The sequence below is a fragment of the Rhizobium sp. Leaf384 genome, from assembly GCF_001424065.1.
GTDB lineage: Bacteria > Pseudomonadota > Alphaproteobacteria > Rhizobiales > Rhizobiaceae > Ferranicluibacter.
Map to the genome: position 1 here is coordinate 233,098 of NZ_LMQE01000008.1, position 16,218 is coordinate 249,315.

Sequence of the window (16,218 nt, forward strand, 5' to 3'; positions counted from 1 at the left end):
TGTGCATTGCCGCATTGCGGCCAAAGAGGCGCCCGAATTACACGGTTAAACTCGTCGGCCGCTGCTGCTTCGGTTTGCGAAGCGCGGCGTGTGTCCCGACCGGTCGAACGCGTATCTTGTTTCCCCGGTCCGGTCTCTGTGCTGCCGCGCCGACCTCCGGCAAGGGTAGCCACAGATGGTCACGTCGGGATCGGCCTTGGGCCGGTGCCGCCTGACACGCCCGGTCCGGTGCTATCGAAACCCTCAGCCCCCAGCCCTCGATATGCCGGACCGGGTACTTCACTGGCCGACGCTGCGGTCTCTGAAGACTATTGCGAGGCCATCAGGGTGGCCGCACCGACGATAGCGCCAGGCGTTTCCGCGTCTTTCATCCGCTGCAGAAGGACGGCGCAGCCACTGTCCTTTTCCTGGTCGAGCACGGAGGCAGGCAGGACGAAACGCGCGGACTTGCCGTCCCACATGCCGATCGTCTGAATGTCGCGCACCGCGTGCCAGTAGGACATCATCTTGCCGCCGTTCTCGCCCTTTTCCACGTTCACCACCTTCTGGCGGTTGAAATAGACGATGACAACGTTGGCCTTGCCGTCGCCTTCCCCGATCGAGATGTCGATCTCGTCGTTCTTGCGTTCCGCCGAAATCGGCACCTTCATGCCTTCATTGGCCCCGCTCAGCGCCATCAGTCGCCCCTTGATGCCGGCGAGGTTGGCACCATTGACCTGGTCGCGACCATTCAGAACGGCTTGGGGCGTGTAGACGCCGTTGCGGCCGAACATCTTGGCATAGGCATACTGGCGCGCTGTGTTTTCCTTTGATGCAAGCGTGTCCGCCCAGCCGAGATAGTTCCAGTAATCCACATGATAGGAGAGGGCGACGATCGACCCGTCGTCGATCAGATGCTTCAGAGCCGCGTCTGCCGGAGGACAGGAAGCGCAGCCCTGACTCGTGAAGAGTTCAACCACGCCCTCAGGCTGCTTGACATCCAACCCGCCGGTTGCCTGTCTCGCCTGCGTCGTTTCTACCATCGCGTGTTGTTGTGCGTCCTGCGCTGCCGCTGGAAAAGCCGCCAGCACAAACAGGCTGCCAATCAGGCTTCGACGAAACATCTGGGAGATGGGCATGCAGGTTCCACTTCGGGCAGAGTCCAATTCGGGCAGGATTGCGGCAGCCGGAAACCGGTTCTTCATACGCCGCGACGTCCTCAACACAAAGTCACGTTGGAGTGAAATTTCGGCAACGACCGGGTTGGGAGGCCAAACATGCAGAAGGCCGGAACGAGGTTCCGGCCTTCGCGATTTTTCAGCTCTCGCTGCCTCAGGCTGCGAGGTCGCGCAGAACCGTCTGGAGAATGCCGCCATTGTTCATGTAGGTGACTTCGTCCAGCGTATCGATACGGCAGATCAGCGGGATGTTCTTCACCGTGCCATCGGCATAGGTGATCACGGCCGTTCTCTTTTCGCGCGGCTGGACATTCGTCAGGCCCTCGATGGTGACGATCTCGTCGCCCTTCAGGTTGAGCGAAGCCCAGGTGGTCCCCGCCTCGAAGACGAAGGGGACGACGCCCATTCCGACGAGGTTGGAGCGATGGATGCGCTCGAAGCTCTCGGCGATGACCGCCTTGACGCCGAGCAGGTTGGTACCCTTGGCCGCCCAGTCGCGTGAGGAGCCGTTGCCATATTCGCCACCGGCGAAGATGACGAGCGGGACACCCTCTTCCTTGTACTGCATGGCCGCGTCGTAGATCGACATCTCTTCCTTCGACGGATAGTGGAACGTGTAGCCACCTTCCTTGCCGTTCGGGCCGAGCATGTGGTTGCGGATCCGGATGTTGGCGAAGGTGCCGCGCATCATCACTTCATGGTTACCGCGGCGCGTGCCGTACTGGTTGAAGTCGGCAACGCCGACGCCATGGCCCGTGAGGTAAGCACCAGCCGGCGACGCTGCCTTGATCGAACCAGCCGGAGAGATGTGGTCGGTCGTGATCTTGTCGCCGAAGAGGCCGAGAATGCGTGCGCCTTTGATGTCAGAGATGCCGGAGCCCGATTTGCCCATGCCCACAAAGTAAGGCGGGTTCTGCACATAGGTCGAATCATCGTCCCAGGCATAGGTCTGGCCGGCAGGAACCTGAACGCCCTGCCAGTTGACGTCGCCCTTGAACACGTCGGCATACTTGCTCTCGTAAAGCTCGCGCGTCACGTATTTCAGGATGAATTCCTGGATCTCGTGCGAGGTCGGCCAGATATCCTTGAGGAAGACCGGCTGACCGTCTGAACCCGTGCCGAGCGGCTCGGTCGTCAGGTCCTTCTGGACCGAACCGGCGAGCGCGTAGGCGACGACCAGCGGCGGCGAGGCCAGGTAGTTCGCCTGAACGTCCGGCGAGATCCGGCCTTCGAAGTTGCGGTTGCCCGAGAGGACGCCGGCCGTGATCAGGCCCTTGTCGTTGATGGTCTTGGAGATCGGTGCCGGCAGCGGGCCGGAATTGCCGATGCAGGTCGTGCAGCCGAAGCCGACGAGGTTGAAGCCGAGAGCATCGAGGTCCTTCTGGAGGCCCGACTTCTCAAGATATTCGCCGACGACCTGTGATCCCGGAGCAAGCGAGGTCTTGACCCAAGGCGCGCTTTTCAGGCCCTTGGCGACCGCGTTGCGGGCAAGAAGGCCGGCAGCGATCAGAACGGAGGGATTCGACGTGTTGGTGCAGGAGGTGATGGCGGCGATCGCCACGTCACCGTGCCCGAGGTCGTAATCCGTACCTTCTACCGGGTAGCGGTTTTCCAGCTGGCCGGGCTTCTTGTAGTCCGCTTCGAGCGACGTGGCAAAGCCGGGCGCGATGCCTTCGAGCGGAATGCGGCCTTCGGGGCGCTTCGGGCCGGCCATGGAGGGCACGACATCGCCGAGGTCGAGTTCCAGCGTGTCGGTGAAGACGAGCTCCGCACCGTCGCCGTTGCGCCACATGCCCTGCGCCTTGGAATAGGCTTCCACCAGGGCAATCCGGTCCGTGGTGCGGCCGGACATGGTCAGGTAGTTGATGGTTTCGCCATCGACCGGGAAGAAGCCGCACGTCGCGCCATATTCCGGACCCATGTTGCCGATGGTGGCACGGTCGGCAAGCGACATCGAGTCGAGGCCGGGGCCGAAGAACTCGACGAACTTCGACACCACGCCCTTTTTGCGCAGCATCTGGACGACGGTCAGCACGAGGTCGGTGGCGGTCACGCCTTCCTTGACCTTGCCGGTGAGCCTAAAGCCGATGACTTCCGGCAGGAGCATGGAGACCGGCTGGCCGAGCATGGCCGCTTCCGCTTCGATGCCGCCGACGCCCCAGCCGAGAACGCCGAGGCCGTTGATCATCGTGGTGTGGCTGTCCGTGCCGACGCAGGTGTCGGGATAGGCGACCGTTTCGCCGTCCTCTTCCTTGGTCCAGACCGTCTGGCCGAGATATTCCAGATTGACCTGATGACAGATGCCGGTGCCGGGGGGGACGACACGGAAGTTCTTGAAAGCCTGCTGCCCCCACTTGAGGAAGCGATAGCGCTCACCGTTGCGCTCGTACTCGAGCTCGACGTTGCGGGCGAAGGCGTTCGGCGTGCCGAATTCGTCAACGATGACGGAGTGATCGATGACCAGATCGACGGGCACCAACGGGTTGATCTTTTCGGGATCACCACCGAGTGCCACCATGGCGTCGCGCATGGCTGCGAGATCGACCACGGCGGGAACACCGGTGAAATCCTGCATCAGCACGCGGGCAGGGCGGTAGGCAATTTCGTTTTCAGCTGTGCCCTTGTCGTTAAGCCAGGCTGCGATGTTCTGGATGTCCTGCTTGGTGACGGACCGGCCGTCTTCGTTGCGCAGCAGGTTTTCCAGCAGCACCTTCATCGAATACGGCAGCCGGGAGATGCCGGCGAGACCATTCTCTTCCGCCTTCGGCAGGCTGAAATAGACGTAGTCTGTGCCGTTGACCGACAGGGTCGAACGACAATTGAAGCTGTCTAGGGACTTGGACACTTGGATACCCCGTTCCGTCTGATCGCCATAAACTGACGTGCGAACGCCCGAGCGCCTGAAGGCGCAGATTGGGATGCGGGTACGGTCATTTCCGCTGTCCGCACGTGGAAAATCTTCCATGTTCGGCGCTAGGATGAAATTCACGCCGACCGCTGGCGTGTTGGGCGGGTTATAGATAATTTCGCCAAAACGTGCCAGATCGAACGCTGTCAATTCGAGACAATTTTTTTCAATGCGACCAACGTCGTAAAAGGACGATGAATGCCATTTCGCCTGCGTGTGGACGGGCTGGGCGCGAGCCGCGGCGAAGACCCGATCTTCCGGGACATCTCGCTGATTCTGGACGCTGGTGGTGCGTTGCTGGTTACCGGTCGGAACGGCACCGGAAAATCCACCTTCCTGCGAACGCTTGCAGGTCTTCACCCGGCTGACAGCGGCACGATTGTCATCGAGGACGGGGGCGACGCGACCGCACCCCCGCGCGAATCACTGCATTATCTCGGCCACCGTAACGCCATGAAACGCGACCTGACCGTCGAGGAAAATCTCTTGTTCTGGTCGCGACTGACCAAGACGGCTGGTGACACGGTGGGGCGCATCGACGCCACGGACGGAACCGTCGAAGCTCTCGAGTCGGTCGGTCTTGGTGGTCTCGGCCATCTCCCGTTCGGCTATCTCTCCGCCGGACAGCAGCGTCGCGCCGCTCTTGCCCGCCTGCTCGTCGCGCATCGCCCGGTCTGGCTCATGGACGAACCGACCGCGGCACTCGATACGGCGAGCGAGCGCATGGTGGAGGCTCTGATCGCCGGACATCGGTCCATCGGCGGCATCGTCATCGCTGCCACGCACCAGGCTCTCGATCTGCCCGGCGCGCAAACATTGACCATGGCGGGTTTCGCGGTGACGGCATGAGGATCGCGCGTCGCCATCCAGGGACCACAGCTTTACCCGGATGCCACCGATGATGGCTCTCTACTTTCGCGATCTCAAGCTTGCGACGCGGGCTGGCGGTGGCGCGCTGACCGGCATTCTGTTCTTCATGGCCGTGGTTGCGGTCGTGCCGTTCGGACTGGGGCCGGATCTGAAGCTTCTGGCGCGGGTGGGCCCGGCGATGTTGTGGATCGGCGCGCTGCTGGCCTCGCTGCTCGGGCTCGAGCGCCTCTTTCAGGCCGAGCGTGAGGATGGGTCGCTCGATGTGATGCTGATGCAGGACACGCCGCTGGTGTTCACCGTCTTCATCAAGTGCCTGGCCCATTGGACTGCGTCCGGCCTACCCCTGGTTCTCGTCACGCCGCTGCTCGGCCTTTTCCTTAACATGGAACCGAGAGCGATCGGCGCGACGATGCTGACGCTGCTTGCGGGGACGCCGGCGATCACGCTGATTGGCGCGATGGGCGCCGCCGTTGCTGTCGCCCTGCCGCGTGGAGGACTTCTCGTGTCCATCCTGGTTCTGCCGCTCGTCGTCCCCGTGCTGATCTTCGGTGTCAGCGCTGCCTATGCCGCAGTCGAGGATCCTGCACCCTTCCTGCCGCCGTTTCTCATCCTCACCGCCATCACCCTGTTCTTCGCCGTCATCGGTCCAACGGCGGCCGCCGTCGCCCTGCGAGCCGCTTCGGAATGACGCAAAGATGACCAGTCCCGGCGCTGCGAGGTTCATTGAAGAGGCTTTGCGAACTTGGTAGAGAGAACGAATGCGTGACCGAAGCCTTGCTATTCGCAGCTTTACCGACCTTGCCAATCCGACGCGCTTCATCGCGCTGGCCGGACGGCTGCTGCCATGGCTTGCCGGCCTGACCGCGCTGCTGTTTGCCATAGGCCTGACTCTCTGCTTCACCACCGCGGCCGACTATCAGCAGGGCGAAACCGTGCGGATCATGTATATCCATGTTCCCGCGGCCTGGTTGTCGATGATGGGATATTCGGTCATGGCGGCATCGGCACTCGGCAGCCTCGTCTGGCGCCATCCGCTGGCCGACGTCGCGGCGAAATGTGCTGCGCCGATCGGCGCCGGCTTTACGGCGCTGGCCCTGGTCACCGGTTCGCTCTGGGGCAAGCCGATGTGGGGGACGTGGTGGGTCTGGGACGCGCGGCTGACCTCCGTCTTCATCCTGTTCCTGATGTATCTCGGCCTGATCGCGCTCAACCGCGCCATGGACGACGCTGGTCGGGCCGCAAAGGTCTCGGCCGTTCTGATCCTTGTCGGATTCGTCAACATTCCGATCATCAAATTCTCCGTCGACTGGTGGAACACGCTGCATCAGCCGGCCAGCGTGTTGCGCCTCGGCGGTTCAGCGATCGATCCTGAGTTTCTGCGTCCGCTTCTCGTGATGGCGCTCGCCTTTACCTGCCTGTTCTTCACGCTTCATCTTGCGGCCATGCGCACGGAGATCTGGCGGCGGCGGATCGCGGCCATGCGCCGGCAAGCGGCACGGAGCGCGGCCTCCGCATGAGCGCGCATCTAGCCTATGTCGCGGCAAGCTATGCAGCTGCTCTGCTTGTGATCGCAGGTCTCGTCGTCTGGGTCGTCCTCGACGCGCGTGCGCGTCACCGCGAACTCAAGGCCCTGGAAGAAGCGGGCATTCGCCGACGTTCCCAGGGTGGAGGTACGGTGTGAGCGCGGGGCCGGAACGCCGCGGCTTGGCAAAGGGACGGATCGCGCTTGCGCTCCTGCCGCTCACCGTTTTCGCCTGCTTGGCCGCGATCTTCTGGAGTCAGCTCGATTCCGGCCGGGATATCAGCGAGATCCCGTCGGCCTTGATCGGGACGAAGGCGCCGTCACTTGCGCTTCCGCCACTGGAAGGTGCAACGCTCAAGGATGCCCCCATGCCTGCGCTGACGGACGCGGCGATCAAGGGCAAGTTGACGCTCGTCAACGTCTGGGCGTCGTGGTGCGTCCCCTGCCGTGCGGAAAATCCGATCATTCTCGCTCTGGCGAAGGATCCGCGCCTTCAGGTTGTCGGCATCAACTACAAGGACCAGACGGACAATGCGCTCCGATTTCTCCAAGAGCTCGGCAACCCCTTCTCCGCAGTCGGCGTCGATCCGCGTGGCCGGGCCGCGATCGATTGGGGCGTCTACGGTATCCCCGAGTCCTATCTGGTCGCTCCCGACGGCACGATTCTCTACAAACGCGTCGGCCCGTTCGACGACCGCAGCCTGAGCGAAGGTCTGATGCCGGCAATCGAGAAGGCGTTGGCCGGCTCCTAGAGCTTTGCTGCCTGTGTCGTTCGTCTGTGTCGTCCGCCTGTGTCGTCTGACGCCAGGCGATCCCGTTACGATTGGAAATCGTCTAGAGTGCGCCCTGCCACGCCTTCACCGCATCGATCGGCCAGACGAGCATCAGGACGTTGAGCGTCAGGTTGTCGCGGATCAGCCAGCCTGTGAAGAGTTCGAAAACAATCGCGATGGCAATCGTCACGGTAACGGGCAGGCGCGCGGCAAGCAGGAAGCCGAGGCCCATGAAGACGGTGTCCATGGCCGAATTCAGCACGCTGTCGCCGATATAGTTGAGCGAGACGGTCGCGGAGCGATAGCGCTCGATGACAAGGGGCGAGTTTTCGAGCAGCTCCCAGCCGGCCTCGATCAGTGTCGCGACGAACAGCCGGGCCGTTCGCGGCTTTCTGGGAGACAGCCAGCGGGTCAGCGCATAGAACAGGAAGCCGTGGATGATGTGGGACGGCGTGTACCAGTCGGCCAGGTGCTGGGAGTTGCCGGGACTGTTGACGACCGGCTCGAACAGCTTCACGAAGCCGCAGGTGCAGATCGGCGTGCGGCCCATGACGAGCTCCACCGCCACCTGCAGTGCAAGCACGGCAAGGCAGGCGCCGATCCAGAGAAGGGTGCGGGGGCGTGGCGACGTCTCAACGGGGGGAACGACCGTCATGGCTTGCCGGACGCCGGGTCGACCGAGTGCCGCAGGATGAGCGGCATCTGCGCCATGGTGAAGAGGATGGTGATCGGCATGGTGCCCCAGACTTTGAACGCCACCCAGAAATCATCGGCCGCCTGGGCGTCGGGCGCATACCACACCGCCGCGCCGCGCCAGACACCTTCATTGAGCACGGCCAGAAACAGGAAAAAGATGCCCCAGCGCAAGGTCAGCTTGCGCCAGCCGTCGGCATCGAGCTGGAAGGCCGCATTGAAGACATGGCCAAGCAGCGATTTTCCAAACACCAGCCCGCCCAGCAGAACGGCTCCGAACAGCGTGTTGACGATGGTCGGCTTCATCTTGATGAAGGTGTCGTTCTGAAGCCAGATCGACAACGAACCGAACACCACGACGACGATGCCCGAGACAAAGGGCATGACAGGGAGATGGCCGAGCACAATCTTCGACACGAGCAAAGAAATGACCGTGGCCGCCATGAAGAGGCCGGTGGCGATGAACAGCGGCCCTCCGAGTTCGGTAAGGACAGGAAAGGTCGCAGCGAGCCAGGGTCCGCGCAGGTTGGCGAAGAAGAAGACCAGGAGGGGGCCGAGTTCCAGCGCGAGCTTGAGGCCCGGATGGTGACGCTCGGCCGGGGTCGGCGTGACGTCGGTGTCTACGGGCCGTTGGGTCTTCATCGTCTCTGCCTTGTGGTCTTTTGGTGAGGTGCGTGTGATGTGGCCGCAGACGGCGGCGGAATTTCGGCGGGGAAGGGTGTCTACTCCGCAATCCCGGCGATCGCCTCGGCGAAATCCTGGGCCTCGAAAGGCTCGAGATCGTCGATGCCTTCACCGACGCCGATGAAATAGACCGGCAGCTTGTGCTTGGCGGAAATGGCGACGAGGATGCCGCCGCGCGCGGTCCCGTCGAGCTTGGTCATGATGAGGCCATTGACCCCGGCGACGTTGCGGAAGATCTCGACCTGGTTGAGCGCATTCTGCCCGGTGGTGGCGTCCAGCGTCTGCAACACCGTGTGCGGCGCGTCCGGATCGAGCTTGCCGAGCACGCGGACGATTTTTTCGAGCTCGGCCATCAGTTCGGTGCGGTTCTGCAGGCGGCCGGCGGTGTCGATGATCAGCACGTCGCTCTTCTGGCGGCGTGCCTCTTCGAATGCCTCGTAGGCAAGGCCCGCTGCATCCGCGCCGAGCTTGGACGAGACGATGTGGCTGTTCGTCCGCTCCGCCCAGATCTTCAGCTGCTCGATGGCGGCGGCGCGGAAGGTGTCGCCGGCGGCGAGCATCACTTTCAGACCCGCCCCGGAAAGTTTTGCCGCAAGCTTGCCGATGGTCGTCGTCTTGCCGGTGCCGTTGACGCCGACGACGAGGATCACGTGCGGGCGGTGGTTGAGGTCGAGCTGGAGAGGCTTGGCGACGGGGGTCAGGACCTTGGTGATCTCGTTGGCCATGATGCGCGAGACATCTGCGCCGGACACATCGCGACCATAACGTTCGGACGCAAGCGTGTCGGTTATGCGAAGGGCGGTCTCGACGCCAAGGTCGGCCTGGATCAGGAGGTCTTCGAGCTCCTCGAGCGTTGCGTCGTCCAGCTTGCGCTTGGTGAACAGCGCGGTGATCTGGCCGGTCAGCTGCGAAGAGGTGCGCGACAGGCCGGCGCGCAGGCGTTGGAACCAGGTCAGACGCTCCGTCTCCAGTGCTGCTTCCGGTTCGGGTGCCGGACCCGTGGCAAAGCCTGCAGGCAGGACCGCGATGTCGCGCGGACGGTCGATGTCGGCGGTCGGGCTCTCACCCGGGGGGAGTTCTGCTTCCGCTTCGAGCAGCGAGAGCGGCACGACGCCGAGATCGCCGATATCCTCGACGGGCGGAAGCGGCAGGAGCGCCTCCTCGACAGGTTGTCCGTCGTCTTCCGGGGCGCCGTCATCGTCCGAAGGACCGCCGCCTGTAGCGAACTCCTCCGCCAGAACCGGATCTTCAGCAACAGGAAGAGCGTCGTCGATAGCCGGGTCGGTCGGTTGGAGCGCTTTGGCGTCCGCGGTGACCGGTGTTGCTGTTTCCGGAGGCTCGTCCGGGGATCGCGCGGCGGGCGCTTCCGGCGGCACCTGGTCGAATGTGAAGACCCTTTTGAGGAAGTCGAACGCCATCTTAAATCCTAAAACCTGCGGAGCCGCTCATATCACGCGGCCTGTCTTTCGGCGGTGTCGATGGAGAGGTTCTTGCCATCGTGGCCCGTGATCGTCGTTGCGACCAGCGTGCGGGGCTCGAGCCCTGGGGTCGCGACGCGGGTGAAGTTTTCCGTATGGCCAGTGCCATTGCTCTCGACCAGCACAGTCTGTTGGGTGCCGACCATGGACGCCAGATGGTTGCGTGCCAGCTTCTCGCCGATCGCCCGCAGGCGCGACGCGCGCTCGCGGATCACGGGAGCAGCGAGTTGCGGCATGCGGGCGGCGGGCGTGCCTTCGCGCGGACTGTAGGGGAAGACGTGCAGGCTCGCTATCCCCGCCTCTTCGGCCAGCGTTCCTGCGGCGTCGAACATGTCGTCCGTCTCCGTCGGAAAGCCGGCGATCATGTCGGCACCGAACGCGATGCCCGGTCGCAGGCGCCGTGCCTCGTGGATGAAGGCGAGCGCGTCGGCGCGCGAATGCCGCCGCTTCATCCGTTTGAGGATCATGTCGTCGCCATGCTGCAGCGACAGATGCAGATGCGGCATGAATCGCGGTTCGTCGGCGATGAGGTCGATCAGATGCCGGTCGGCCTCGATGCTGTCGATGGAAGAAAGGCGCAGGCGGACAAGCTCCGGCACCTGTTTCAGAAGCGTCTTGGCGAGCAGGCCGAGCGTCGGGGTGCCGGGCAGATCGCCGCCATAGCTGGTCGCATCGACGCCGGTGAGCACGATTTCACGGTAACCATTCTCGACCAGCATGCGGGCCTGGTCGACGACGGCGCCCATCGGCACCGAGCGGGAATTGCCGCGACCGTAGGGGATGATGCAGAAGGTGCAGCGATGGTCGCAGCCGTTCTGCACCTGCACGAAGGCACGCACATGGCCCTCGATCATCCGCACCATCTGCGGTGCGGTGGCCCGCACGCTCATGATGTCGTTGACGCGCAGCTTCTCTTCGCGCCCGACGCCGAAATCCGGCAAGGCACGATAGGCGCTGCTTTCCAGCTTTTCCGCGTTGCCGAGAACGGCATCCACTTCCGGCATCGCAGCAAAGGTGCCGGCCTCCGTCTGGGCGGCGCATCCTGTCACAATGATGCGGGCATCCGGATGTTCGCGCCGGGCGCGGCGGATCGCCTTGCGCGCCTGGCGGACGGCCTCGCCGGTGACCGCGCAGGTGTTCACCAGAACGGCGTTGTTCAAGCCCGCCTTTTCCGCTGCGCCGCGCATGACTTCGGACTCATACGTGTTCAGGCGACAGCCGAATGTGATGATCTCGACGCCGCTCACCGGGGCTGCGCTCCGGTGTCCGCAGCGGGGTCGCGCGTGAAGGTGCCGGTCAGAGGATCGACGCGGCCGGACCATTCCCAGGTGGCCGGCCCTGTCATCACGACGTGATCGTCGCGTTCGCGCCAATCAATGGTCAGCACGCCGGGCGGCACGGCACTGGCGACCGTCACCGACACCTTGCGCCCGGTGCGTCCCGTGCGGGCCCCGCTGACGGCTGCTGCGCAGGCGGCAGAGCCGCAGGCAAGCGTCAGTCCTGCGCCACGCTCCCACGTGCGCGTGGTCATGTCGGTCTTGGACCTCACCTGCGCCAGCGTAATGTTGGCGCGCTCGGGAAACATCGGGTGATTTTCCAGCAAAGGGCCGAAACGCGCGAGATCGTAGGACATGACGTCACGGTCCACCCAGAAGATTGCATGCGGGTTGCCCATCGACATGACGGAGGGCGAATGCAGCACCGGATCATCGATCGGGCCGATCTGCAGTTCGATACGGCTCGTGTCGTGAAAATCCTCCGCAAGGGGGATCCGGTCCCATTCGAACACCGGCTTGCCCATGTCGACGGAAATCGTGCCATCGGCATGTTCCTCGGCATTGAGAATGCCGGCGACGGTATGGAAGGTGAAGCTCTTGCGGCCGGTTTCCGCCGCCAGAGCCTGGACCACGCAGCGGGTTCCGTTGCCACAGGCCTGCGCCTTCGTGCCGTCGGAGTTCAGGATGTCGATCCAGGCATCGGTTCCCGACGCTTTCGGATCATGGATGGCCATGATCTGGTCGAACCGTGTCTGCGGGTCTGCATTGAGTGTGATCGCGGCTGCGGACGTGACGGTGTCGCTCCGGCCGCGCATGTCCACGACGAGGATGGCGTTGCCAAGCCCGTTCATCCTTGCGAATTCGACCGTCGTATCCATACTTGTCCATATCTTGCGCAACGCCATGCGAGAGGGCGTATATGGCGGAAATAACCCCGGATTACCAGAGGGCCGGCAGGGCCAGGAAGGCCGGCAGGGCCGAGGCAATGCCGCTTACGGCCTACGGCAAGACCCTCACCGATCTGGCAGCGGAGTTCGCACGGGGTGTCGTGCCGGCTGCTACCGGCATGCCGGTCGTCAGGCGGGGTTCCTTTGCAAGGGTACATCGAAGATCCCGCCGGCGTGGAGGGCGTGCACGCGGGCAGGATCGACGCCGTGTTTCGCAAGCGCTACGGCCAGCGCTTTCTCCGGCGCGTCCATCGGCTCGTCGGTCAGCTGGATGGTCGCGAAATGATGGCCGACGGCATAGGACGCATTTGCCAGCAGCATGCCCTCGATTGCCTCGTCCGGGTTTTGGTGCTGACCCTGCATGAACCATCGCGGCTCGTAAGCGCCGATCGGGAGGATGGCGAGACGGAAGCTGCCATATCGCTCTCCTGCCGCGCGATAGTTGATGCCATCGTGAAACCCAGTGTCGCCGATATGATAGATCCGACCGGCGGGCGTCGAAAGGACGAAAGCCGCCCAGAGCGCTTTTCGTCGATCGCCAATGCCGCGCGCCGACCAGTGATGGGCAGGCTCGCAGTGGATCGAGACGCCGTTCCGGACATCGAAGCCGTCGCCCCAGTCCATGAGGACGACGTGCGCATTCGGTGCGACCTTGCGGATGAACACGTCGTTGCCGAGAGGCGTGACGAATGTGGGGTTGTGGGCTTTCGCGAGGCTCGCGATCGTTGGCTGGTCGAGATGGTCGTAATGGTTGTGGCTGATCAGGACGATATCGATGCGCGGAAGATCCTCGAGCCGGATCCCGGGCGGCGAGACGCGACGCGGACCGGCAAAGGAAACGGGGCTTGCGCGCTCCGACCAGACGGGATCGGTGAGAATGTTGAGCCCGGCGACCTGGATGAGCATGGAGGCGTGGCCGACCATGGTGACGCGCAGGTTTTGCCCGGTGATTTCCGCGTCCGGCTTGACGATGGTTGCGCGCGGATCGGGCGCGTCCGGCCAGGTTGCCCGCTGCCCGTTGAACCGCCAGCGCAAAAGGTCGCCAAAACCGTTGGGCTCGACGCCGCCGGGATTGAAGAAGCGCGTCCCGTCGAAATGGTCGCTGACGGGGCCTTTGTAGTAGCGATTGGCGGCCATGCTGCTCCTTGCGGTGATGCTGCCGGACAAAGCGATGAAAGCGCCGGCGAGTGACCATTTGAAGAATGTGCGGCGTTTCATGCACGTCCCCGTGAGTGAGCGGTGGCTTGCGACGGCGGGTTTCACGCTCGTGCGTTGTGCACCGTGCTGACGAGGATGATGGCGGCTTTTTCTCCCCGGCGCCATCGGAAAGCGTCGACATGCGCGTCAGGGCATCGATCGGTCGTAGGGCGCGCACATGCGGCAAGCCTTGACTTTCCGGGGCGTTTGCTGTTTACCGCGCTTCATCTGCGACGAGATACGACTCCGAGCCGCCGACCGGGACCCTTTCAAAGGTATAAACGATCCCGGAGGTCAACACCCGACAGCGCGATGCGCCCTCGGGTGCCGTTCGGCTTTGCGTCTTGTTTCAAAACGACCCGGAACCCACGTTTGCGGCCCATGCTCGCAGACGAAAAGGAAGAGCCGATGTTTGAAAGCCTCCAGGACCGCCTTGGTTCAATCCTCAACGGATTGACGGGACGCGGTGCGCTGTCGGAAGCCGACGTTTCGGCTGCCCTGCGCGAGGTTCGCCGTGCACTGCTGGAAGCCGACGTCGCGCTGGAAGTCGTGCGGTCGTTTACTGATCGCGTGCGCGCGAAGGCCGTAGGCGCCGAAGTCTTGAAATCGATCAAGCCGGGACAGATGGTCGTCAAGATCGTCCACGACGAGCTGGTCGAGATGTTGGGCGCCACTGGCGTTTCCATCGATCTCAATGCGCCCGCGCCCGTCGTCATCATGATGGTTGGCCTGCAGGGCTCGGGCAAGACAACGACATCGGGCAAGATCGCCCACCGGCTGAACACGCGCGAGAAGAAGAAGGTCCTGATGGCCTCGCTCGACACGCGTCGTCCGGCCGCCCAGGAGCAGTTGCGCCAGCTCGGTGTACAGGCCGGCATCGACACGCTGCCGGTCATCGCCGGGCAGTCGCCGACCGATATCGCCGCCCGTGCCGTGCAGGCCGCCAAGCTCGGCGGCCATGACGTCGTGATTCTCGATACTGCGGGCCGCACGCATATCGACGAGCCGCTGATGATCGAGATGGCCGAGATCAAGCGGCGCTCGAACCCGCATGAGATCCTGCTGGTCGCGGACGCGCTGACCGGTCAGGACGCCGTCAACCTTGCGCGCAACTTCGACGAACGCGTCGGCATCACCGGCCTTGTGCTGACCCGCATGGACGGCGACGGCCGCGGCGGTGCGGCGCTGTCGATGCGTGCCGTGACCGGCAAGCCGATCAAGCTGATCGGCGTGGGCGAAAAGATGTCGGAGCTCGACGAGTTCCATCCGCGCCGGGTCGCCGACCGCATCCTCGGCATGGGCGACATCGTCAGCCTCGTCGAGAAGGCGGCCGAAAACATCGATGCCGAGAAGGCGGCGGCCATGGCCGCCAAGATGAAGTCGGGCAAGTTCGATCTCAACGATCTCGCCGACCAGCTGTCCCAGATGCAGAAGATGGGCGGCATGGGCGGCATCATGGGCATGATGCCCGGCATGTCCGGCATGAAGGACAAGATGGCGGCGGCGGGTCTCGACGACCGCATGTTCAAGCGACAGATGGCCATCATCTCGTCCATGACCAAGGCCGAGCGCGCCAACCCGGATCTCCTCAAGCATTCCCGCAAGAAGCGTATCGCGGCCGGTTCCGGCACCGATGCGTCCGACATCAACAAGCTGCTGAAGATGCACCGCCAGATGGCCGACATGATGAAGGCGATGGGCGGCAAGAAGGGTGGCGGCATGATGAAGCAGATGATGGGCGGCCTTGCTGGAAAGATGGGGCTTGGCGGAATGGGCGGCATGCCCGACCTCTCGAGTCTCGATCCGAAGCAGCTCGAAGCCCTTCAGAAGCAGGCGGAGGCGTCCGGCCTTGGCAAGGGCATGCCCGGCGGCATGGGCGGGCTTCCGGGTCTCGGCGGCGGCAAGCTGCCCGGTCTTGGTGGCGGCTTCCCGGGCCTTCCGGGCCTGCCGAAGAAGAAGTGAGGCTGCTGTGAGCATCGACCCTTCCATTCGCGAGGAACTGGCCGGCTATCGCCGGTCGATCGACAATATCGACGCAGCGCTGGTGCATATGCTTGCCGAGCGCTTCCGCTGCACGAAGGCCGTGGGCGTCCTGAAGGCCCATCACGATTTGCCGCCGGCCGACCCGGCGCGCGAGGAATACCAGATCGAACGCCTGCGCCGCCTGGCCAAGGACGCCCATCTGGATCCGGATTTCGCCGAGAAGTTCCTGAACTTCATCATCAAGGAAGTCATCCGGCATCACGAAGACATCGCCGCCGATCTCAAGGATTGACGGTTATCGCATTTCCCCATCAGGCCGCATCCGCGGCACGCCAACATTCAAGGAGTTATTGACATGGCACTGAAAATTCGTCTCGCCCGCGGCGGTTCCAAGAAGCGTCCGTTCTACCAGGTCGTCATTGCCGACGCCCGTTCGCCCCGCGACGGCCGCTTCCTCGAAAAGGTCGGTTCCTGGAACCCGATGCTTGCCAAGGACGATGCCAAGCGCGTCGAACTGAACAACGAGCGCATCCAGCATTGGCTTGATCACGGCGCCCTGCCGACGGACCGCGTCCTGCGCTTCCTCAGCGAAGCCGGTATCGTGACGCGCGAAGCCCGCAACAACCCGACCAAGGGCAAGCCCGGCAAGAAGGCGACCGAACGCGCCGCCGAAGCCAAGCAGAAGGCGGAAGACGCCGCTGCCGCTGCCGCCGAGTAATCGGACCTATC

At 63.6% G+C, this 16,218-nt stretch carries 16 protein-coding genes; 8 read left to right on the forward strand and 8 right to left on the reverse strand.

Translation table 11 applies throughout. From position 1 onward, the window contains the following. Positions 1 to 308 precede the first annotated feature (308 nt). Both ASG25_RS18855 and acnA read right to left on the reverse strand, forming a co-directional pair. Positions 309 to 1,022, reverse strand: a complete 714-nt coding sequence (locus ASG25_RS18855) for a thioredoxin family protein (protein ID WP_062478106.1) — start codon at positions 1,020 to 1,022, stop codon at positions 309 to 311. Positions 1,023 to 1,311: 289 nt separating this feature from the next. Continuing rightward, positions 1,312 to 4,002, reverse strand: coding sequence for an aconitate hydratase AcnA (gene acnA, locus ASG25_RS18860; protein WP_062478109.1), 2,691 nt, complete (start codon positions 4,000 to 4,002; stop codon positions 1,312 to 1,314). A 261-nt stretch (positions 4,003 to 4,263) separates the two neighbouring features. Between acnA and ccmA the strand changes: the two genes are divergently transcribed. From ccmA to ASG25_RS18880, 5 genes are all read left to right on the forward strand, one after another. Further along, positions 4,264 to 4,914, forward strand: coding sequence for a heme ABC exporter ATP-binding protein CcmA (gene ccmA / locus ASG25_RS18865; protein ID WP_062477705.1), 651 nt, complete (start codon positions 4,264 to 4,266; stop codon positions 4,912 to 4,914). Between the two features lie 49 nt (positions 4,915 to 4,963). Further along, complete coding sequence (gene ccmB / locus ASG25_RS18870; protein ID WP_062477708.1) at positions 4,964 to 5,623, forward strand: heme exporter protein CcmB; 660 nt, start codon at positions 4,964 to 4,966, stop codon at positions 5,621 to 5,623. Between the two features lie 70 nt (positions 5,624 to 5,693). Further along, the gene (locus tag ASG25_RS18875) at positions 5,694 to 6,452 is read left to right on the forward strand and encodes a heme ABC transporter permease (RefSeq protein ID WP_062477711.1); all 759 of its coding nucleotides are present in this window, start codon (positions 5,694 to 5,696) and stop codon (positions 6,450 to 6,452) included. Beyond that, on the forward strand, positions 6,449 to 6,616 hold the full coding sequence (gene ccmD, locus ASG25_RS22360) for a heme exporter protein CcmD (RefSeq protein WP_082475469.1): 168 nt from the start codon (positions 6,449 to 6,451) through the stop codon (positions 6,614 to 6,616). The genes ASG25_RS18875 and ccmD overlap by 4 nt, the downstream gene beginning before the upstream one ends. Then, a complete protein-coding gene (locus tag ASG25_RS18880; RefSeq protein WP_062477714.1) occupies positions 6,613 to 7,209 on the forward strand; it encodes a DsbE family thiol:disulfide interchange protein in 597 nt (198 codons plus the stop codon). The genes ccmD and ASG25_RS18880 overlap by 4 nt, the downstream gene beginning before the upstream one ends. An 82-nt stretch (positions 7,210 to 7,291) precedes the next feature. On the opposite strand, the gene ASG25_RS18885 is transcribed toward ASG25_RS18880, so the two are convergent. The 6 genes from ASG25_RS18885 to ASG25_RS18910 form a co-directional block, all read right to left on the reverse strand. Next, positions 7,292 to 7,885 (reverse strand): DUF2585 domain-containing protein, encoded by a 594-nt coding sequence (locus ASG25_RS18885; protein WP_062477717.1) that lies wholly within the window; start codon positions 7,883 to 7,885, stop codon positions 7,292 to 7,294. After that, positions 7,882 to 8,565 (reverse strand): septation protein A, encoded by a 684-nt coding sequence (locus ASG25_RS18890; protein ID WP_062477720.1) that lies wholly within the window; start codon positions 8,563 to 8,565, stop codon positions 7,882 to 7,884. Before ASG25_RS18890 ends, ASG25_RS18885 begins: the two co-directional genes overlap by 4 nt. A gap of 80 nt (positions 8,566 to 8,645) precedes the next feature. After that, positions 8,646 to 10,025 (reverse strand): signal recognition particle-docking protein FtsY, encoded by a 1,380-nt coding sequence (gene ftsY / locus ASG25_RS18895; RefSeq protein ID WP_062477723.1) that lies wholly within the window; start codon positions 10,023 to 10,025, stop codon positions 8,646 to 8,648. Positions 10,026 to 10,057: 32 nt separating this feature from the next. Next, complete coding sequence (gene mtaB / locus ASG25_RS18900; RefSeq protein ID WP_062477726.1) at positions 10,058 to 11,332, reverse strand: tRNA (N(6)-L-threonylcarbamoyladenosine(37)-C(2))-methylthiotransferase MtaB; 1,275 nt, start codon at positions 11,330 to 11,332, stop codon at positions 10,058 to 10,060. Then, positions 11,329 to 12,240 (reverse strand): diaminopimelate epimerase, encoded by a 912-nt coding sequence (gene dapF / locus ASG25_RS18905; protein WP_062477730.1) that lies wholly within the window; start codon positions 12,238 to 12,240, stop codon positions 11,329 to 11,331. Before dapF ends, mtaB begins: the two co-directional genes overlap by 4 nt. A 198-nt stretch (positions 12,241 to 12,438) precedes the next feature. Then, a complete protein-coding gene (locus ASG25_RS18910) occupies positions 12,439 to 13,527 on the reverse strand; it encodes an MBL fold metallo-hydrolase (protein ID WP_082480361.1) in 1,089 nt (362 codons plus the stop codon). A 387-nt stretch (positions 13,528 to 13,914) separates the two neighbouring features. On the opposite strand from ASG25_RS18910, the gene ffh reads away from it, so the two are divergent. The 3 genes from ffh (at position 13,915) to rpsP (ending at position 16,207) form a co-directional block, all read left to right on the forward strand. Then, positions 13,915 to 15,468 carry a signal recognition particle protein gene (ffh, locus tag ASG25_RS18915; RefSeq protein WP_062478115.1) on the forward strand — a complete coding sequence of 518 codons (1,554 nt, stop codon included), beginning with the start codon at positions 13,915 to 13,917 and terminating at the stop codon, positions 15,466 to 15,468. Positions 15,469 to 15,481: 13 nt separating this feature from the next. Further along, positions 15,482 to 15,781, forward strand: coding sequence for a chorismate mutase (locus ASG25_RS18920; RefSeq protein ID WP_062478118.1), 300 nt, complete (start codon positions 15,482 to 15,484; stop codon positions 15,779 to 15,781). Positions 15,782 to 15,844: 63 nt separating this feature from the next. After that, positions 15,845 to 16,207 (forward strand): 30S ribosomal protein S16, encoded by a 363-nt coding sequence (gene rpsP, locus ASG25_RS18925; protein WP_062477733.1) that lies wholly within the window; start codon positions 15,845 to 15,847, stop codon positions 16,205 to 16,207. Positions 16,208 to 16,218: the final 11 nt, after the last annotated feature.